Source organism: Streptomyces sp. NBC_01716 (genome assembly GCF_036248275.1).
Taxonomy (GTDB): domain Bacteria; phylum Actinomycetota; class Actinomycetes; order Streptomycetales; family Streptomycetaceae; genus Streptomyces.
This window is the reverse complement of the sequence record NZ_CP109181.1, coordinates 1,681,426-1,700,844: the sequence shown is the minus strand read 5'-3', so window position 1 is coordinate 1,700,844 and position 19,419 is coordinate 1,681,426. Positions and strand designations below refer to the sequence as shown.

Annotated in this window: 16 protein-coding genes; 7 read left to right on the top strand and 9 right to left on the bottom strand. The window is 72.2% G+C overall.

Going from position 1 to position 19,419, the window contains the following annotated elements; genetic code table 11:
* Positions 1-22 precede the first annotated feature (22 nt).
* The 4 genes from OIE74_RS07315 to OIE74_RS07300 all read right to left on the bottom strand — a co-directional run bounded on the left by OIE74_RS07315 (position 23) and on the right by OIE74_RS07300 (position 2,639).
* Positions 23-1,189 carry an aminopeptidase P family protein gene (locus OIE74_RS07315; protein WP_329379665.1) on the bottom strand — a complete coding sequence of 389 codons (1,167 nt, stop codon included), beginning with the start codon at positions 1,187-1,189 and terminating at the stop codon, positions 23-25.
* A 68-nt stretch (positions 1,190-1,257) separates the two neighbouring features.
* The gene (locus OIE74_RS07310; RefSeq protein WP_329379662.1) at positions 1,258-1,668 is read right to left on the bottom strand and encodes a VOC family protein; all 411 of its coding nucleotides are present in this window, start codon (positions 1,666-1,668) and stop codon (positions 1,258-1,260) included.
* A gap of 48 nt (positions 1,669-1,716) precedes the next feature.
* The gene (locus OIE74_RS07305; protein WP_329379659.1) at positions 1,717-2,130 is read right to left on the bottom strand and encodes an AraC family transcriptional regulator; all 414 of its coding nucleotides are present in this window, start codon (positions 2,128-2,130) and stop codon (positions 1,717-1,719) included.
* 50 nt (positions 2,131-2,180) lie between these two features.
* Positions 2,181-2,639 carry an ATP-binding protein gene (locus tag OIE74_RS07300; RefSeq protein ID WP_329379657.1) on the bottom strand — a complete coding sequence of 153 codons (459 nt, stop codon included), beginning with the start codon at positions 2,637-2,639 and terminating at the stop codon, positions 2,181-2,183.
* A 193-nt stretch (positions 2,640-2,832) separates the two neighbouring features.
* On the opposite strand from OIE74_RS07300, the gene OIE74_RS07295 reads away from it, so the two are divergent.
* The 3 genes from OIE74_RS07295 to OIE74_RS07285 all read left to right on the top strand — a co-directional run bounded on the left by OIE74_RS07295 (position 2,833) and on the right by OIE74_RS07285 (position 6,678).
* A complete protein-coding gene (locus OIE74_RS07295; protein WP_329379655.1) occupies positions 2,833-3,702 on the top strand; it encodes a helix-turn-helix domain-containing protein in 870 nt (289 codons plus the stop codon).
* Between the two features lie 297 nt (positions 3,703-3,999).
* Positions 4,000-5,112 (top strand): ribosome small subunit-dependent GTPase A, encoded by a 1,113-nt coding sequence (gene rsgA / locus OIE74_RS07290; RefSeq protein ID WP_329379653.1) that lies wholly within the window; start codon positions 4,000-4,002, stop codon positions 5,110-5,112.
* A gap of 126 nt (positions 5,113-5,238) precedes the next feature.
* Entirely contained in the window at positions 5,239-6,678 is a 1,440-nt protein-coding gene (locus OIE74_RS07285) for a bifunctional transcriptional activator/DNA repair enzyme AdaA (protein WP_329379650.1), read from the top strand.
* Here the strand turns inward: OIE74_RS07285 and OIE74_RS07280 are convergent.
* Positions 6,648-7,022 carry a PPOX class F420-dependent oxidoreductase gene (locus OIE74_RS07280; RefSeq protein ID WP_329379648.1) on the bottom strand — a complete coding sequence of 125 codons (375 nt, stop codon included), beginning with the start codon at positions 7,020-7,022 and terminating at the stop codon, positions 6,648-6,650. The genes OIE74_RS07285 and OIE74_RS07280 overlap by 31 nt on opposite strands.
* Before the next feature lie 74 nt (positions 7,023-7,096).
* Here OIE74_RS07280 and OIE74_RS07275 point away from each other — a divergent pair, with 74 nt between their 5' ends.
* A complete protein-coding gene (locus OIE74_RS07275) occupies positions 7,097-8,098 on the top strand; it encodes an ArsR/SmtB family transcription factor (RefSeq protein ID WP_329379645.1) in 1,002 nt (333 codons plus the stop codon).
* Between the two features lie 33 nt (positions 8,099-8,131).
* Here the strand turns inward: OIE74_RS07275 and OIE74_RS07270 are convergent, their stop codons facing one another.
* Positions 8,132-9,529 (bottom strand): N-acetylmuramoyl-L-alanine amidase, encoded by a 1,398-nt coding sequence (locus OIE74_RS07270; RefSeq protein ID WP_329379642.1) that lies wholly within the window; start codon positions 9,527-9,529, stop codon positions 8,132-8,134.
* A gap of 252 nt (positions 9,530-9,781) precedes the next feature.
* On the opposite strand from OIE74_RS07270, the gene OIE74_RS07265 reads away from it, so the two are divergent.
* The gene (locus OIE74_RS07265; protein ID WP_384200671.1) at positions 9,782-10,612 is read left to right on the top strand and encodes a M23 family metallopeptidase; all 831 of its coding nucleotides are present in this window, start codon (positions 9,782-9,784) and stop codon (positions 10,610-10,612) included.
* A 41-nt stretch (positions 10,613-10,653) separates the two neighbouring features.
* Here the strand turns inward: OIE74_RS07265 and OIE74_RS07260 are convergent, their stop codons facing one another.
* Both OIE74_RS07260 and OIE74_RS07255 read right to left on the bottom strand, forming a co-directional pair.
* Complete coding sequence (locus OIE74_RS07260; protein ID WP_329379640.1) at positions 10,654-11,136, bottom strand: DUF456 domain-containing protein; 483 nt, start codon at positions 11,134-11,136, stop codon at positions 10,654-10,656.
* Between the two features lie 70 nt (positions 11,137-11,206).
* Positions 11,207-12,223, bottom strand: coding sequence for a helix-turn-helix domain-containing protein (locus OIE74_RS07255; RefSeq protein WP_329379637.1), 1,017 nt, complete (start codon positions 12,221-12,223; stop codon positions 11,207-11,209).
* A gap of 478 nt (positions 12,224-12,701) precedes the next feature.
* Between OIE74_RS07255 and OIE74_RS07250 the strand changes: the two genes are divergently transcribed.
* Together OIE74_RS07250 and OIE74_RS07245 are read left to right on the top strand one after the other, a co-directional pair.
* Entirely contained in the window at positions 12,702-14,342 is a 1,641-nt protein-coding gene (locus OIE74_RS07250) for a protein phosphatase 2C domain-containing protein (protein WP_329379633.1), read from the top strand.
* A 99-nt stretch (positions 14,343-14,441) separates the two neighbouring features.
* Positions 14,442-16,190, top strand: a complete 1,749-nt coding sequence (locus OIE74_RS07245) for a pyruvate dehydrogenase (protein ID WP_329379630.1) — start codon at positions 14,442-14,444, stop codon at positions 16,188-16,190.
* A gap of 30 nt (positions 16,191-16,220) precedes the next feature.
* Here OIE74_RS07245 and OIE74_RS07240 read toward each other — a convergent pair whose 3' ends face one another.
* A complete protein-coding gene (locus OIE74_RS07240; protein ID WP_329379627.1) occupies positions 16,221-19,328 on the bottom strand; it encodes an alpha-mannosidase in 3,108 nt (1,035 codons plus the stop codon).
* Positions 19,329-19,419: the final 91 nt, after the last annotated feature.

Here is a 19,419-nt window from a genome sequence, read left to right as displayed (position 1 = left end):
CCAAGTACCCCCGCGCGTCCTCCTAGCCGACCACGGCCAGCTCACGCTCCGTCGTGTTGAGCCGGCGGCCCCCGGTCTCCGTGACCGTGACGATGTCCTCGATCCGGACGCCGAAGCGGCCCGGCAGATAGATGCCGGGCTCGACCGAGAAGCACATGCCGGGTACGAGCGGCAGTTCCTCGCCCTCGACCATGTAGGGCGGCTCATGGGTGGTGACGCCGATACCGTGCCCGGTGCGGTGGATGAAGTACTCGCCGTATCCCGCGTCGTTGATCACCGCGCGTGCCACCCGGTCCACCTCCTGGCAGGCGATGCCCGGCCGCACCGCTTCGCAAGCCGCCCGCTGCGCCGCGCGCACCACGTCGTGGACGCGCCGCTCCTCCTCCGTCGGCTCGCCGACGTGGACGGTACGGGAGGTGTCGGAGCCGTAACCCTCGCGGAGCCCGCCGAAGTCCAGCACGACCATGTCGCCGCCCCTGATGACCCGTTCACCGGCCTCGTGGTGCGGGTCGGCGCCGTTGGGGCCGGAGCCGACGACGGTGAAGTCGACCTGGGAATGGCCGAATTCGCGCAGCAGACCGGCGAGGTCCGCCGCGACCTCGGTCTCCCTGCGGCCCGCGAAGGGCACCTTCTTGATCTCCTCGTACGCGGAGTCGGCCGCCGCCCCCGCCGCCGCGAGCCGTGCCACCTCCCGCGCGTCCTTGACCGCGCGCAGCATCGGCAGCGCGTTCGTCAACGGCGTGTAGGAGGAGCCTGGCAGGGCTTCCTGGAGGCCGATGAGGTGCAGGGCCCACGTGTTGTCGCTGATGCCGTAGCGCCCGGTCGCGGTCAGCGCGGGCGCGGTCACGGCGTACGGGTCGACGCCGTCGGTCCAGTCCCGCAGGGTCAGCGCGGGCGCGCCGACCGCCTTCGCGGCGTCGGGCGCCTCCAGCTTCGGCACCACGAGGACGGGGCCGGCGTCCGGGGTGAGGACGAGCAGGGTGAGCCGCTCGGTGTCGGCGGGCGGCCGGTAACCGGTGAGCCAGACCATGTCGGGCCCCGGAGCCACGAGGACGCCGGCCAGCCCGGCGGCGGTGGCGTCCCGCACCGCGCGCTCCATCCGGGCGCGGTAGTCGTCGGCGGTGAAGGGGACAGGGGCCGCTGGAGTCCCGGCGGCCGGTTGTGCGGTGGATGCGTCGCTGCCAGTCATACGGCCATCCTGCCGCCGCCCCGAGCCGCTCGGCGACCCCGGCCCCCGCCCCGCCTCGGCCCCAGCGCCTACGACTTCGGCTGGGAGAAGCGGATGCTGTTGCCGAACGGGTCGCGGAGCCCGCAGTCGATGCCGTACGGCCGGTCGGTGGGCTCGTCGGTGAACTCGACGCCACGGCCCTTCAGCGTCTCGTACGTCCCGCGGCAGTCGTCCGTGGTGAAGAAGAGCGAGCCGCCCGTCGCGCCCTTCGTCACCAGTTCACGGACCTGCTGTGCGGTCTCCTCGGACATCGCCGGAGGGCCCGGCTTCTCCAGGAGGATCTGTCTGTCGGGCACGCCGGGGACATTGACGGTCAGCCAGCGCATGAAGCCCAGGTCGGCGTCGGTGTGGACCTCCAGACCGAGCTTGCCGACGTAGAAGTCGAGTGCCTCGTCCTGATCGAGGACGTAAATCTGCGAGATCGTGAGTGCGTTGAACATGGGCGTCACGTTACGGCCCGAGGGGGGTGAAAACTTGTCCAGAACTGCTCAGTCGACACCGGCGGCGGTGCTCGGCCTCGTCCACGCCTTCGTGAAGCACGACGGTACGTACGCGACGGCCGCCGCCACCTCCTTGCGGTACGTCCTCGGCGGCCGTCCGACGATGTCGCGGAAGGTGCGGCTGAAGGTCGCCGGACTGCTGAAGCCGACCTCGTAGCAGATGTCCGTCACGGCGCGGTCCGTCTCCCGCAGAAGGAACATCGCGCGCTCGACCCGACGGCGCTGGAGATAACGGTGCGGGGTCTCGCCGAACGTGGCGCGGAAGGTCCGAGTGAAATGCGCCTGCGACACATGGGCGATCCTGGCCAGGGCAGGGACGTCCAGCGGCTGCGCGTAGTCACGGTCCATCGCGTCGCGCACCCGCAGCATGCGGCGATTGGTCTCCTCCACGGCGCGGCCCACGGAACCATCACATCACGGCTCACCCACGGGCTCCGCGCCGAGGCGGACGACTACAGTCCGTCCGCCGCACGGGTGGGCAGCCGGGCCCAGAAGGTGGTCGAGCTTCCCCCCTCGTACCCGTGGGCCTGGGCGAGCGCGGCCACGATGGACAGCCCCCGGCCGTTCTCCCCGGCGTGCACCAGGTCCTCCTCTGGGCCGGACGGGTAGGCGATCTTGCCTTGGTCGCTGACGCTTATCGTCAGGGCGCCATGGCCCAGATGAACCCCCCGGTGGAGCGCGATGCGCACCGGACTGCGGCCGTGGCGGAGCGCGTTGGTCACCAGCTCGCACACCACAAGGACGGCGTCGTCGACGGTGGCGCGCGGCAGCCGCCACCCCTCCAGCACACCGGTGGCCTTCCGCCGGGCATCGGCTGCCTGCGTCAGATCGGTGTCCGGCAGGCACCAGACGTGCCGTACACCGGTGGGAGGCAGGCTGGGTGCGGCGCGCTGAGCGGCCGGAATCTCCATGGTCCTCTCCTGGGAACGAAAATCTCCAGCTCCCACCCAAACGCGTGCCGGCACACCGGGGAAGGGTGTGATCGTGACCGGACGCCCCGGTGTCCGGTCCCTCCGCGCGCCGCCACGGCCACGGAGGGGCACGATGGGAAAAGGGGGGTGCAGGCGGCGATGTCGCCGGTGGCCCGTGCCCGGAGGTGGCGAGATGGGAAAAGCGGAGCTGCCCCCTCAGTCGGACATGCAGAAGATCATGCGTACGTGGCGGGCGCGCCGGAATCTGGAAGACGTTCCCGGGCTGAAGGACCTGCCCCGGCACCGGCACCGCCGCGGACAGCTCACGCAGTCGATCATGGCCGATCTGCTCGGAGTGGACGAGCGGCACTACCGGCGCCTCGAACACGGCGAGGGGCGGATCAGCAAGGACCTGGTCAGGGACTGCGCCCGGATTCTGGACCTGAACCCGGCGGAGGCGTCCGCCCTTTACGTGTGGTCCGGTCACCAGCCGCCGCGGACGGCCGTCCCGGAACACCCGGACGTCCCCGACGACCTGCTCGGGCTGCTGCACCGCATCGGCCACGGCGCCTACTGGTGCGACGACACCTACACCGTTCTCGCCTACAACTGCCGCGCCGCCTGGCACTGGCCCTGGATGCAGCGCCCCGGCGTCAATGTCATGGAGGAACTGCTCGCCCCCTTCTCCCAGGGACGTGAGCAGTGCCGGCAGTGGGAGACCCACTGGGCGCCCTACATGGTCGCCGAGCTGCGCCGCAGCTCCGTCGTGGACCTGGAGCACGACCCGATCCAGCGCGTGGTGCGCCGTGTCCGGCGCTCGGCGGAGGTGCGCCGCCTCTGGGACGGCGACGAACGCGCGGAGATGAGCCTGCACCCCTACGGAACGGTGCGCCCGATGGTCCTGCCGCTCACCGGCCGGGTCCATGTCTCGGTCCAGGCACTGGAGCCGCTGGCCAACCCGGGACTGCGGATGATCGTGGGCATCCCCGTCGACTTCACGGAACCGGCCCTGCCGACGGGCCCGCCGCCCCCGCCACGGCCGGCGGACGCGGAGCCGGGGTGACCGGGTCGGCGGTAAATGGGTCGGCGGTAAATCGGTGGGCGGTATGGCGGCCGGCGGTAAATGGGTGGCGGGCCCGGTGGGAGACGCGCTAAGTTCCCACCTGTTCCGAGGGGCCGGTCCGGTCCCGTCGGCCGTGCGTGTGAACCGGGAGGTGTGTACCGATGGCTGTTTCCGTGCTGGGCCTTGCCCGCGATCAGCGAGTCGTCCATGTCACCTCCGTGGTCTCCGGCTGACCTTCCACTCTTCTCGCGCCTGATCGGCGCGTGCGCCGGGGCCGCCCTTGTGAAGGGTTCCCCCTTGTCTTTCTCTGCTGCCTCTTCCGAGGCTTCCTCCACCGCTCATCCGCTCGCCCCGTACGGCTGGGACGAGGGCTGGGAGGCGGAGTTCACCCCGTACGCCGCGCAGGGCCTGCTGCCCGGCCGCGTCGTGCGGGTCGACCGGGGCCAGTGCGATGTCGTCACTCCTGACGGCACCGTGCGGGCCGACACCGAGTTCGTCGTGCCGCGCGACCCGATGAAGGTCGTGTGCACCGGGGACTGGGCCGCGGTGGATCCCGGCGGCGATCCGCGGTACGTGCGGACGCTCCTGCCGCGTCGTACCGCCTTCGTACGCTCCACCTCGTCCCAGCGCTCCGAGGGCCAGATCCTCGCGGCCAACGTCGAACACGCGATCATCGCCGTATCGCTCGCCGTCGAGCTGGACCTGGGGCGGATCGAGCGCTTCCTGGCCCTGGCCTGGGAGAGCGGTGCGCAACCGGTCGTGGTGCTCACCAAGGCCGACCTCGTGCCGGACCCGACAGGGCTGTCGTATCTCGTCGACGACGTCGAGACCACGGCCCCCGGTGTGCAGGTCCTCGCCCTCAGCGCGGCCACGGGGGAAGGCGTCGACGTGCTGTCAGCCGTCGTATCGGGGAGTACGAGCGTGCTGCTCGGCGTCTCGGGCGCCGGGAAGTCGACGCTCGCCAACGCCCTGCTCGGCGAGGACGTCATGGAGGTCCAGGCCACCCGGGACGCGGACGGGAAGGGCCGGCACACCACGACCACCCGCAATCTCCTCGTGCTGCCCGGCGGTGGCGTCCTCATCGACACCCCGGGGCTGCGGGGTGTCGGGCTCTGGGACGCCGGGCAGGGCGTGGGGCAGGTGTTCACCGAGATCGAGGAGCTCGCCGAGGGGTGCAGGTTCCACGACTGCGCCCACGTCAGCGAGCCGGGGTGCGCGGTGCTCGCCGCGCTGGCCGACGGTTCGCTGCCCGAGCGGCGGCTGGAGAGCTACCGCAAGCTGCTGCGGGAGAACCAGCGCATCGTCGCCAAGACCGACGCCCGGCTGCGGGCCGAGATCCGGCGCGACTGGCGGCTCAAGGTCGCGGAGGGCCGCGCGGCCAGCGAGGCCAAGCGCGGGCGTGCCCGGTAGTTACCCGGTGACCGGGGCGGGGCCGGGCTCTCCGAGAGGGGAGTCCGGCCCCGCCCCGGCGTCCGGAGCTCCGTGTCCGAATCCCGCGAGTGCCGTCGTGCGGCGCGACGCACACTGGACGGTGTGATGGACGAAGAGACCAGGTACGAGGCGGTGGCCAGCCGCGACGCCCGATTCGACGGCGCGTTCTTCTTCGCCGTCGAGACCACCGGCATCTACTGCCGGCCCAGCTGCCCGGCGGTCACCCCGAAACGCGAGAACGTCCGCTTCTACCCCACGGCCGCCGCTGCCCAGGGCAGCGGCTTCCGCGCTTGCCGGCGGTGCAGGCCCGACGCCGTGCCCGGGTCGGCGGAGTGGAACGTACGCGCCGATGTCGTCGGCCGCGCCATGCGGATGATCGGCGACGGGGTCGTGGACCGCGAGGGCGTACCCGGACTGGCCGGGCGGCTCGGCTACAGCGCCCGGCAGGTCCAGCGCCAGCTCACCGCCGAACTCGGCGCCGGGCCCGTCGCCCTCGCCCGCGCGCAGCGCGCCCACACCGCGCGGACGCTGCTCCAGACCACCGCCCTGCCGGTCACGGAGATCGCCTTCGCCGCCGGATTCGCGAGCGTGCGGCAGTTCAACGACACGATCCGGCAGATCTACGCCCGTACGCCGAGCGGCCTGCGCGCCGAGTCCGCCAACGGCATGAGCGGCCCAGGCCGCACCCGCCGCCCGAGCGAGCGTGTCCCCGCGGCGCCTACGCTCGCCGGTATCCCGCTACGGCTCGCCCACCGCGGCGCCTACGCGGCACGCGAGATGTTCGACCTGCTCGCCGCCGAGGCCGTCCCCTGTGTCGAGGAGGTCACCGGCGGGCCGGGCGCCCGCACCTACCGGCGTACGCTGCGCCTGCCGCACGGCCCCGGGATCGTCTCGGTCGACGAATCCCTCCCGCCTACGGGCACGGGCGCCCGCTCCGGCTGGCTGGAGGCCCGGATCCACCTCACCGACCTGCGCGACCTCACCACCGCCGTACAACGCCTGCGCCGGCTCCTCGACCTCGACGCCGATCCGTACGCCGTGGACGAACGCCTCGCCGCCGACCCCCTCCTCGCGCCGCTTGTCGCGGCCCGCCCCGGGCTGCGGGCGCCGGGCGCCGCCGACGCCGAGGAGTACGCGCTCCGCGTCCACGCCGGTCCCGCCGGGGCGCGGCGGCTCGTCGCGGCGTACGGGGAGACGGTCGAGCGCCCCTGCGGCAAACTCACCCGCCTCTTCCCCGCGCCCGCCGCCCTGGTGACCGACCCGGTGGCCGGCCCGCTCGCCACCGCGCTCGCCGACGGCACCGTACGGCTCGACAGCGGAGCCGGCCGCGACGAGGCCGAGCGGGCGCTGCTCACCGTGCCCGGGGTGACGCCCCGCACGGCGGCGCTCATCCGGATGCGCGGCCTGGGCGACCCGGACGTGGCACCGGACGTGGCGCCGGACGACGAGCCTCGCGGGGCGGCATGGCGCCCGTGGCGTTCGTACGCCGCCTGGCACCTGAGGATCCGAGCCGGTCAGACCGTCTCGTCCAGCCCCCAGCTGTGAATCTTCCGGGGATGGATCCGGATCAGCTCCTCGCTGAAGTGCGGCCCCAACTCGTGTGGCCCGGTGAGCAGTTCGGCCTCACCCCGGATGTCCACACCGCGTACCTTCCAGGGCTTGACGCTCACGATGTCGTCGACGACCAGCCCCACCAGGGGGTTGGCCTGGAGATTCCGCCACTTCTTCGTGGTGCCCAGCGCGTAACCGCCGATCAGGATCGTGCCGTCCGCCTGCGGGAAGAAGCCCACCGGGTTGGCCTGCGGCTGGCCCTTCGGATCGACGGTGGCCAGCCGCCCCAGCCGCTGGGAGGAGAGATACAGGCGCTCGGCCTCGCTGAATTCGCTCATGACTCCAGCCTCACACGCCGGCCACCCCGCTAGAATCCGGGCCTGACCGCACAGGCTTTCCGGGGGAGTCCAAGGTGCTGCGAGTCGATCTCCGTGGACGGGAGCTCAACCGGCTGCGCGTGGCGGACGGAGCCGACGCTCTGTGGGAGGCCGCGCTCAGCCTGCATCTGCTCCAGAACCAGCACGTCCCGCCGGCCTTCGCGCCCTGGCGGCGCGAGGTCCGCACCGCCCTGGAACGCGCCGGACTCGCCTCGGCCGTACGGGAGTTGATGCTGCTCTGCCCCGCGGCCGAGTACTTCCCCGACTTCCTCACTCCCGGCCGGGGCGAGCTGGACCTCGACATCGGTGTGGACCGTCTGCTGTCAACTCCCCGCCGCCGCCTGGCCGCTGATCTCACGCGACTCTACGCGCGCAGACCCGGATCGGTCCCGGCCACCGTACGGCGGCTCTCCGAGGGCGACGTGGAGGCGCTGCGCTGGCTCGGCTCGACACTGCGGCGCTACTACTCCGTCGCCGTGGTGCCGTATCTGCCCGCGATCCGCGCCCAGGCCGCGGCCGACCGTTCGCGCCGCGCCGAGGCGGCGCTGGGCGGGGGAGCGGAGGGGCTGCTGGCCAGTTACGAGGAGATGCCCGGCTGGCGCTGCGAGGACGGGATCCTGCGCACGCCGTACCCGCTCAGCCGTGAACTCCAGCTGTCCGGGCAGACGTTGACCCTGGTGCCGGGCTTCTTCTGCGTCGGTACGCCTCTGGCCCTGGTCGACCACGAGCTTCCCCCGGTGCTGGTTCACCCGCTCTCCCCGGCCCCCGGGTGGCTGGTGCGTTCCCGGCAGGGTGAGGCGACGCGGCCGGTGGCCCAGCTGATCGGCACCTCGCGGGCCCGGCTGCTCGAACTGCTCGACCGGCCGATGACGACGACGGGGCTGGCGGGGGCGCTGCGGATGGCTCCCTCGACGGCGAGCCGCCACGCCTCCGTACTCCGCGAGGCCGGTCTGCTCACCTCGCACCGGCACGGCAACCGGATGATGCACCACCGCACCCAGCTGGGCAAGGCCTTGCTGGACGGCCCCGCGCCCTGAGGGGCGGTGGTGCATCGGCTACGGCTGGGACGCTCAGCAGGTGGGCACGCCCGGCAGCCACGAGTCCGAGACGTCGATGAAGATGTTCGAGATGTAGCCGCCGTAGTCCGGCAGGTAGGACCAGGCGTCGTTGCTGTACCCCTGGTAGTTGACCAGCTGTCCGCGCTTCTGGCACTGGACCTTGACCGACGTCGGTCCCGCCAGACTCGCGACCTGCGCCGAGGTGGTCGTCGCCTCCTGACGGATGCTCACGCCGGTGCCCCACGTCGGGAACGAGGTGCCGGGACCGGGGCCCGGGTCACCGGTGCCGCCGTTGACGAGCGACATGTAGTAGGTCCAGTTCCAGTTGGCCCCGGGGTCGCTGTGGTCGTTGCCCGGTACCTCGCTGTGCCCGACGATGCCCGTACGGGTGCGCGGAATACCGTACTTGGCGGTGAGATGGCGGGTCAGCGCGGCCGACGAGCGGTACATCGAGTCGGTGAACCAGGACGGGTCGGCGACGAAGCCCTCGTGCTCGATCCCGATGGAGCTGGGGTTGCCCGAGCGCGCGTGCCAGGCGGTGTTGGCGTCGCGGACCATCTGGGTGACCTGGCCGTCCGACGAGCGGATCACATAGTGTGCGCTGACCTTGGACGCCGGGTTCTGGAACCAGCTGATGGAGCCGGCGTACGAGCCTTGGGTGACGTGGATGACCACCTTGTTGATCGCCGACGTACGGCCGGTCTGGTAGTTCGACGTGCTCGCCGGGACCCAGAGGGCCGCCGGGTAGTCGTCGCTCAGCACACCGAAGTCGGAGGGGATGCCCGCGTACTTGCCGCGGTGGGGCGTCACCTTGTGGGCCGTGACGAGGATCTGCTCGTTGCCGGCGGCCTGCGCGCGCAGGCCCTTGTTCAGCAGGTCGTACGCGGTGTCCGCGTACAGCCGCGCCGTCCGGTCGTTCGCCGCGGCGCCGTACTCGGCGGCGACCGGGTACCACTCGGCGAGCGAGTCGCGGTCGGTGGCGTCCAGGCCCTGCTCGTCGGCGACGGCGCGCAGAACGGCGGCGGCGCCGCGGATGTTGGCGGCCGTGTCCTTCTTCAGCTCGGCCACGGACTCGCCGGTGAGCTTCGCGGCCCGTTCCAGCGTCTGGTGCTTCGGCCGGCTGACCAGGTGCATCACGCCGTAGCCGTTCGCCTGACTGGGTCTTCCGCCGTGACCGTCGAGGTGCGTCTCGCCGTATCCGAGGGCGACGAGCAGATCACGGGGTACGTCGTACTCGGCGGCGGCCTTCGAGAACGCCGTGTTCATGACGCCGGTGCCGGCAGCGGCGTCCGAGCCGCCGCCGGGGTAGGGCGCGGCGCTCGCGGGCTGGCCGGTGAGGGCCAGTGACGCGGCGACCACGGTGCCGAGGAGCGCGGCCCGGCCGCGCCTCCAGCCTGAGATCAAGGTCATCGGTCTTCTCTCCGCTCTGTGGTGCGCGGGGTACTGGACCTGCGCGCACGAGTGGGGGACAAGGCGGGGTGAGGAACTGTCAGCCCCGCCATGGTGGAGTGCCGACTTGTCAGGAGCAAGACATTTCATCTCCGACGAAAGGCGCCGTCCAGCCGTTGTGAGGACGAGCGCCCGTCGCTACTTTTGCCGCGTCTCGCAGCGGTCCGCGGCTCCCCGCCCGACCGTCTGCAACCCCCACACCCGGGAGCATTCGTGACCCGTCTCAGACGCCTATCGACCACATTCGCCGGTGCGCTCCTCGTACTCGTCGGGATGCTGACGGTACCCGCCGGAGCGGCGGAAGCGGCCGAAGCCGGCGCCTCCGACACGGCAGCCGTGGCCGCGGCGCCCAACTTCAAGGCCCCCTACCCGTGCGGCCAGCGGTGGACCTACAGCCACCATTCGGCCGAGGTCCGCCGTGCGCTGGACTTCGTACGCGCCGACGGCGGCACCACCAACGGCACCCCCGCCCTCGCGTCGGCCGCCGGCACCGCGACCCGGCACAGCCAGCCGAGCGGCGCGGGCAACTACATCTCCATCGACCACGGCGGCGGCTGGACGACGTACTACTTCCACCTCGGTTCCTTCTCGGTGGCCGGCGGACAGTTCGTCAACCAGGGCCAGCAGATCGGTACCACCGGCTCCAGCGGCAATTCCACCGGCCCCCATCTGCACTACGAGCAGCTGCTCAACGGCGTCGGCCAGAACATCGTCATCAACGGCGGCGGCCTTCCCTACCCCGGCAGCTACAACCAGCACTACCTCACCAGCGACAACGGCTGCGGCGGAGGCGGCGGCACGCCCTTCATGACCTGGGGCACCGGAGTCAGCGTCCGCGCCGACGCCCGGCTGAACGCCGCGATCATCACCCGGCTGCCCGGCCCGACCAGCGTCCATGTCCTCTGCCAGAAGCAGGGCGACACGGTGAACGCCGAGGGGTACACCAACAACTGGTGGAGCAAGCTGCGCGACCAGGGCGGCTTCATCTCCAACATCTACATCGACCACCCGGCGGCCCAGCTCCCGGGCGTGCCCATCTGCTGACGGTACGTCGGCGGACCGGCGCGGCGGTCGGCGGCCAGAGGTCAGCCCCAGACCGCCGCGCCGATCCACGTGCCCATCACCAGCAGACAGCAGAACAGCTCGACCAGCAGCGAGTAGCCCGAGGTCCGCATCACCGTGCGTGTCGACGCCCAGCCGTCCCGGTGGCTGCCCAGCCGTACGCGCTCCACCGCGTAGATCCCGCCGACGAAGCCCACGACAGCGCCCACCACCGGCAGCACGAAGAACCCCACGATCCCCGCGAGCCCGCCGGCCAGCAGCGTGCGCCGCCGCGTCCCCGTCCGGCGTGTGCGTCTGGACGGCAGCAGGGGTCTGAGCGCCTGGCTGAGCAGCAGCAGCGCCGTGGACGCGATCAGTACCGCCCAGGCGGTCGCCGAGGTGTCGCTCAGCGCCCACCAGACCACGGCGGCCCAGACGATGGCGGGCCCCGGCACGCCGGGAATCAGCACACCGATGACGCCCAGCAGCATGACCAGGGCCACCAGCACGAGCTGCCACACGTCCATCTGCCCAGGGTGCAGGATCCCCGGGGGAGTGGCACGCGGGCGCGATCCACCTCGCGACCCCACCTCGCGGTCAGCCGCGCGGGTCGCGTGCCACCCAGCCCTTCTCGTACGCGTGCCAGCCCAGCTGGAGCCGGGTCGTCACGCCCGCCAGCTCCATCAGGCCCTTCACCCGGCGCTGTACCGTCCGCAGCCCCAGATCCAGCTGCTTGGCGACACTCGCGTCCGTCATCCCCGCGAGCAGCAGCGAGAGCACTTCAAGGTCGGTCTCGTCCGGCCCGTCGGCCGGGTCCTCCGTCACCGTCGCCCCGTCCCGGCCGGCCCCGTCCCCGCCCGGCACCAGACGCAGGGGCAGAGCGTCGCGCCAGACCGCCTCGAAGAGCCCCGACAGCGACTCCAGCAGGCCGCTGGCGTGCACCACCAGCGCCGCGGGCTCCGCGTCGCCCGCCGTCAGCGGCACCATCGCCAGGGTCCCGTCGGCGATCATCAGCTTCGTCGGCACCCGGTCGACGACCCGTACCTGCTCCTCGCGGCCGAGAGCCGCCGACAGCTCCGTGATCCCGTCGGGCAGCGAGAGCACTTCCCGCTCGATCACCACGCGGTAGCGGACACCGCGCGTCACCACCCGCTCCTCGGACTCGTTGTCCACCCCCGACACCACCACCGGCCTGCCGGTGACCAGCGCGCGGATCTCCTCCGTCGCCCCCAGCTGCAACTGGTGGAAACGGTGCGCCACCGCGCTCGCCCCCGTCACCACCTCGACCAGATCGTGCACGGCGGGCCCCGCCGACTCCGCCCGGTACTCCTCCGCGAGCAGTACGGCCGCCAGCTCGGCCCGCTCCAGCTCGTGGCGCTGCTGGGTGAGCAGCGCACCCAGCGCCACCGCGGGCGGCGCGGCCACCCAGCGGCCCGTCCGGGCCGACGACTGCGCGGCCAGCCCCTGCTGCTCCAGCCTGCGCAGCGCGCGCTCCGTGTCCTGCTCGGGAATCGCGAGCCGATGTGCCAGATCGGCGGCCTCGGCGGCGCCCAGCGCCACCAGGGCGCGATACGCCGACTCCTGTCTCGCGTCGAGACCTATTGCTCCCAGCACCCCTGGAACCCCTCCCCGGACGTACGTTCAAACCCGGCGCTCAAACCCGGCCACCGATGGCGGATACCGGCCACGGCGTAAACCCGCCGCGCACATCATCCCCGCATCACGCGCCACTCTGCCAATGTGGCGACATTGCCGGATCCACAGACCCCAGGGATATGCCCCGGTACGGGGTGGGTGGGCCGGCCTTCGTATGCCGGATAAGCTGATTACCCGGACGTTCCCGTCGAACCCCGACGAGTCGCTACGATTCGAATCGGCGTACGGATCGTCGTACGGTCGGTTTCCGGCCCCGAATCCTGGTCGGCGCACCTGGTGCGCGCCGGCCTGCCGAACGTCCGCCGGGCGTCCTTCCCGTGGGGGGTGGGGTCGCCCGGCGGACTTGGGCCGACGGGGCTCCGGTGTGATCGCGCCCGGCCTCTTATTTTTCCCGGTGTCCCGTTTTCTGACGCCCTGTGCGGTCGACAATAGGAGCATGAGCCAGCAGGGGGACCGGCCCGCCACCGCCGACGACTGGTGGGGCCGGCTGTACGACGAGTCCGCACCCGACACCGGTCCCGCCGAGACGCGGGACGACACGATCGACGACCGTTTCGACTCGGCTGCGGACACGCTCGGCGGGCGGTACGGACAGGCCGTCGACGCGATCGACGTCGCCGACGAAGAAGATCCGGGTGACGAGGACGAGGACGTGGGGGCCCTGAGCGGCGGTCCCGTCTCACGGCCCCTGGCCTGGTGGGAGGCGCGCGGCGCCTACCCGGTGATCCAGGCGCCCGAGCCCCCGCCCCCGCCGCGGCCCACGGTGGCGGACGTCCCGCTCGCGCCCCCGCCGCCCGCACCGGCGCCCGTCGCGCCGCCGCCGCCTCGCGCGCCCCGGCAGCGGGCGCCGTGGGAGCCGCCGCCACCGGCGTTCAGCCCCAGCGACGCCCGCCCGCTGCCGGGCGCCGTCGATCCGCCGCCCCCGTCGGCCCCTGAACCCGAACCGCCGGCCAAGCCCGCGCCCGCGCCCCCCGCGCCCGCACCCGCCGCGCCGAAGCCTCCCGCCCCGGCCGCCGACACGCCCCCGCCCCGCGACCCGCGCGCCGCCCACGAGCCCCCGCAGGCGCCCGCTCCCGCTCCCGCCGCCCGCTCGGGCCATGTCGGCGACAGCCCGCCCACCTACGACGCCGAGCCCACCGCGCTGCCCGCCAGCCGGGCCGACGAGCTCGGCCAACTCGTCGCCGACACCGTGCTCGACGGCGCCCGGTACGGCACGTACACACTCCGCGCCGCCTCCATGCGCGGAGACTCGGCGCGCTATAGGGGCGAGCCCCGCAGAGACGCCCTGCTCACCGCCCGCTTCGGCGTCGGCCCGAGCGCCCTCGTCCTGGTCGCCGTCGCCACCGGCGCCCGCGCCACCGAGGGCGCACATCTGGCCGCCGCGGACGCGTGCCGGTGGATCGGCGGCGCCGTCGGCCGCAGCCACAGCCGGCTCGCCGAGGACATAAGGGCCGGCCGCCGGGGCGACCTGAAGTCGGGTCTGCACCGGCTCACCGACCGCACCTATGGCAAACTGCGCGCCCGCGCGGGCGAGTTGGGCCGCGAGCCGGACGAGTACACCGCGAGCCTTCGCTGTCTGCTGCTCTCCGCCGACCCCGACTGCCGCACCCGCGTCTTCTTCGGCGTCGGCGGCGGCGGGCTCTTCCGGCTCAGGGACGGCGCCTGGCAGGACCTGGAGCCGCTGCTCCCCGAGCCCGCCGACATCACGGGCGCACCGGTCCTCGGCTTCGGCTCCGCGCCCGCCGACGCCCTCGCCGAACAGTCCCCGGACGGCGACCGCCTCACGATGGACCTGGAGATCACCAAGCCGCCAGGCCCGGTCGTGGAGGCACCCGTGCCACCCCCGCCGGAGCCGTTCCGCTTCCGCGCCTCGGTGGCCCGTCCGGCCGACACGCTCCTGCTGACCAGTGTCGGCCTCGCGGAGCCGCTGCGCGGTGAACCGGGCCTGGGCGACGAACTGGCCGCCCGCTGGGCCTCCGGAGAGCCGCCGGGACTCGCCGCGTTCCTCGCGGACGTCGGGGTGCGGGTGAAGGGTTACGCCGACGACCGTACGGCCGTGGCGGTCTGGGAGGCGTAACGGCGCGGGGCGTGGGTTGATGGACAGCGGGTACCGGAGGGGCCCGGGGCCGAGACCGGTCGGCCCCGGCCCCGGACCCCGGCAGAAGGGCGCGCTTCCATGGCCAGGCAGAACGTGGCGGAGCAGTTCGTCGGCATCCTCGCCCGCGCGGGCGTGCGGCGGATGTACGGAGTCGTCGGCGACAGCCTCAACCCCGTCGTCGACGCCATCCGGCGCAACGCGGCCATCGACTGGGTGCAGGTCAGGCACGAGGAGGCGGCGGCCTTCGCGGCCGGCGCCGAGGCCCAGCTCACCGGCAGGCTCGCCGCCTGCGCGGGCTCCTGCGGCCCCGGCAATCTGCACCTGATCAACGGCCTGTACGACGCGCACCGTTCCATGGCCCCTGTCCTCGCGCTCGCCTCGCACATCCCCACCGGCGAGATCGGCCTCGGCTACTTCCAGGAGACCCATCCCGAGCGGCTGTTCGACGAGTGCAGCCACTACAACGAGATGATCACCAACCCGCAGCAGATGCCCCGGCTGGTCCAGACGGCCATTCAGCACGCGGTCGGCCGGGGCGGTGTCAGCGTGGTGACCCTGCCCGGCGACATCGCCTCCCGGCCGGCCCCGACGAAAGCGATCGAGCACGCCATCGTCACCTCCCGGCCGACGGCGCGCCCCGGCGACCTGGAGATCGACAAGCTGGTCGACATGATCGACGACGCGGACCGCGTCACGCTCTTCTGCGGCAGCGGCACGGCCGGGGCGCACGCCGAGGTGATGGAGTTCGCGGAGCGGATCAAGTCCCCGATCGGCCACGCCCTGCGCGGCAAGGAGTGGATCCAGTACGACAACAAGTTCGACGTCGGCATGAGCGGTCTGCTCGGTTACGGCGCCGCCTACGAAGCCACCCACGAGTGCGATCTGCTCATCCTGCTCGGCACCGACTTCCCGTACAACGCCTTCCTGCCCGATGGTACCGACGTCAAGATCGTCCAGGTCGACGTCAGGCCCGAACGCCTCGGCCGCCGCTCCCAGTTGGACCTCGCCGTCTGGGGCGACGTACGCGAGACGCTGCGCTGTCTGACGCCACGGGTCCGGGTGAAGAACGACCGCCGCTTCCTGGACAAGATGCTCAGGAAGCACGCCGACGCACTCGAAGGCGTCGTCAAGGCGTACACCCGCAAGGTCGACAAGCACGTCCCGATCCACCCCGAGTACGTCGCGTCCGTGCTCGACGAAGTCGCCGACGACGACGCCGTGTTCACCGTCGACACCGGCATGTGCAACGTCTGGGCCGCCCGCTATCTCTCGCCCAACGGCCGCCGCCGTGTGATCGGTTCGTTCAGCCACGGGTCGATGGCCAACGCCATGGTGCAGGCCATCGGCGCGCAGTTCGTGGACCGGGAGCGCCAGGTCGTCTCCATGTCCGGCGACGGCGGGTTCGCGATGCTGATGGGCGACTTCCTCACCCTCGTCCAGTACCAACTGCCCGTGAAGATCGTCCTGTTCGACAACTCCTCACTCGGCATGGTCGAACTGGAGATGCTGGTGGCCGGCCTGCCGTCGTACGGCACCACGAACCACAACCCCGACTTCGCCGCCATGGCCCGCGCCGCCGGGGCGTTCGGCGTCCGGGTCGAGAAGCCCAGGCAGCTCGCGGGCGCGCTCAAGGACGCCTTCAAGCACAAGGGCCCGGCCCTGGTGGACGTCGTCACCGACCCGAACGCCCTGTCCATCCCCCCGAAGATCAGCGCGGACATGGTGCAGGGCTTCGCGCTCTCCGCCGGCAAGATCGTGCTGGACGGAGGGGTGGGCCGCATGGTGCAGATGGCACGCTCCAACCTGCGCAACGTGCCGCGGCCCTGACCCCTCGCGTCCTTACACGGGCGCGAGTCCTTACGCGGGCGTGAACCGCAGCGTCAGGATCTGGAACGGCCGCAGGGCGACCCGCAGACCGTCCGCACCCGTCCCCGCCTCGTGCAGCGGACGCTCCAACAGGTCCGTGACATGGGCCTGTACGACGGGGAAGCCGGTCCGCAGCATCGCCGACGCGCGGTTCCCGGCCGACTCGTAGAGCCGTACGACCACATCGCCGCTCCGGTCCTCGGCGAGCTTCACCGACTCCACCGTGACCGCCGGGTGGTCGACCGCCACCAGCGGCGCGGTCGGCGGCGCGACGGCGACCCGCAGCGGCAGATTGAGCGCCAGACCTTCCCGGACCGCGTCGGTCACCTCGGCGCCGGGCACCAACGCGTAGCTGAACCTGTGCGTCCCCAGGTCCGTCTCCGGGTCGGGGCTGTGCGGCGCCCGCAGCAGCGTCAGCCGTACGGTCGTCCCCACCCCCTCGTGGTGCGCGGTACGGGTCACGTCGTGGCCGTACGTCGAGTCGTTGACCACCGCCACGCCGTAGCCCGGCTCGGCGACCCGCAGCCAGCGGTGCGCGCAGATCTCGAACCGGGCCGCGTCCCAGCTGGTGTTGGCGTGCGTGGCGCGGTGCACATGCCCGAACTGGATCTCGGCGGTGGACCGTTCGGCCTGCACGTCCAGCGGGAAGGCCGCCTTGAGCACCTTCTCCGACTCCTGCCAGTCGACCTCGGTGACGACGTCCACACGCCTGCTGCCGGCCGCGAGCCGGATCTCCTGGACGATCCACGACGCGCCGAACGTACGCACCACCCGGACCGTCGCCCGCAGCGGGCCCTGCTCGACCAGCTGCACCGACTCGGCCGCCGTGAGGTCGGTGTGCCTGCGGCGGTAGTGCCGGTCGATGTCCCAGGCGTCCCACTGGTTGGGGTGGTCCGGGTGCAGCTGGAGCAGATTGCCGCGGCTGCCCGGCGCCAGGACCTCACGGTCGGCCGTCAGATCGGTCACGGAGGTGAGCAGGCCGTCGCGGTCGACGGTGACCCGCAGCAGTCCGTTGTCCAGAGTGATCACGTCCGAGCCCGCGGAGCGTGTCGTCACGTCCGGGGCCGCCCCCGCCGGCTCGGCGGCGGCCAGTCCCGTCGCGCCCAGCGCGGGCACCCGCACCGCGACAGCCTCGCGCCCCTCGCCGTTCAGCGCCTGCGCCGCGGCGCCCTCCGGGATGTCGGCGGTGTCGGCCTCGATGATCTCCGTCCGCTCGTACGGCGAGGTGTTGAGCACCGCCTTGCCGCCTCCGCCGAGCGCCGCGACGGCCGCCGCCGTGATCTCCGTCAGCTCCTCGCGGACCCGGGCGTAGGTGTCCCTGGCCTCCCGGTGCACCCACGCGATGGACGACCCCGGCAGGATGTCGTGGAACTGGTGCAGCAGCACCGTCTTCCACAGCCGGTCCAGCTCCTCGTACGGATACGCGTACGACGCGGTCCGCAGCGCGGCGGCCGTCGCCCACAACTCGGCCTCCCGCAGGAGGTGTTCACTGCGGCGGTTGCCCTGCTTGGTCTTCGCCTGCGTCGTGTACGTGGCCCGGTGCAGCTCCAGATAGAGCTCGCCCGACCAGACCGGGGCCTTCTCCCCGTACTCCCGCTCGGCGGCGGCGAAGAACGCGGCGGGCTTCTCGATGTCGACGCGCGGCGAGCCCTCCAGGGACTTCAGCCGGCGCGCCTTCTCCAGCATCTCGCGGGTGGGACCACCGCCGCCGTCGCCCCAGCCGAACGGGACCAGCGAGCGCGAGGCCCGGCCCTTGTCGGCGAAGTTCCGCTCGGCGTGGGCCAGTTCGGACGCGTGGAACTGCGCGTTGTAGGTGTCGACCGGCGGGAAGTGCGTGAAGACCCGGCTGCCGTCGATGCCCTCCCACCAGAAGGTGTGGTGCGGCATCTTGTTGGTCTGGTTCCACGACAGCTTCTGGGTGAGGAACCACTTCACGCCCGCCAGCTTGGCCAGTTGGGGGAAAGCGGCCGTGTAGCCGAAGGAGTCCGGCAGCCAGATCTCCTCCGTCTCGACCCCCAGCTCCTCCCGGAAGAAGCGCGTCCCGTGCACGAGCTGCCGGGCCAGCGCCTCACCGCCCGGCATGTTGGCGTCCGACTCCACCCACATCGAGCCCACCGGCGACCAGTTGCCGTCCGCCACGGCCTTCTTGATCCGCTCCCAGATGTGCGGCTGGTGCTCCTTGACCCACGCGTACTGCTGGGCCTGCGAACAGGCGAAGACCAGCTCCGGGTACTCCCCGGCGAGCGCGGTGACATTGGCGAACGTGCGCGACGCCTTCCGCACGGTCTCGCGCAGCGGCCACAGCCAGGCCGAGTCGATGTGCGCGTGCCCGGCCGCCGAGACGCGGTGCGCGCTGGGCGAGGCGGGGCGGGAGAGGACCCCGGCCAGCTCGGCGCGGGCCGCCGTCGCCGTGCCCGCCACGTCGTGCAGGTCGAGCGCGTCCAGCATGTTCTCCAGGGCGCGCAGGATCTCGTGCCGCCGCGACCGGTCGGCGGGCAGCTCCGCCATCAGCTCGGACAGCACCTCGATGTCGAGCACCAGATGCCACACGTTCTCGTCCAGCACGGCGATGTCGGCGGCGGCGAAGGTGTACAGCGGGCTGTCACCGGCCGTCCGCACGTCTCCGAGCGCCGAGGGCATGAAGTCGCCCGGCATCGACGGGTTCGCCGCCGCTTCGAGGAGCAGATGGATCGCCTCGCCGCCCGCGGCCGGGTCGCCGACGGGGACGTGCCGGTTCCGCGGGTGCACCCCCTTGATGGGCACCCCGGCCGCGTCGTACACCATCCCCTCGGCCTGGAAGCCGGGTCCCTCGCCGGTGAAGCCGGGGTCGACCACGACCTCCACGCGCAGCCCCGCGTACTCGTCGGGGACGATTCCCTCCAGCCGGAACCAACTGGTCGACCAGGGCGGTCCCCACGGCGTACCCGTCTCGAACGGCGTGTACGTCCCCTGGAGAGCCTGCCCCACGGGCACCGGCTCGCCCGGCACCTCCCAGACGGAGAGGGCCAGCGGCGTCCTGGCCGCGTACTGCGCGGGGCGGATGAACTGGCGCAGGGCGCGCTCCAGACGGCCCTCCACCAGGGTGCGGTCGTCGTGCATCAAGGCTCCTCAGTTCTACGGCTCAGCCTTCTGGAACGGCAGACTCCAGGTGTCCGGCGGATCTCGCAACCCCTCACTTCCCAGGAGGAGC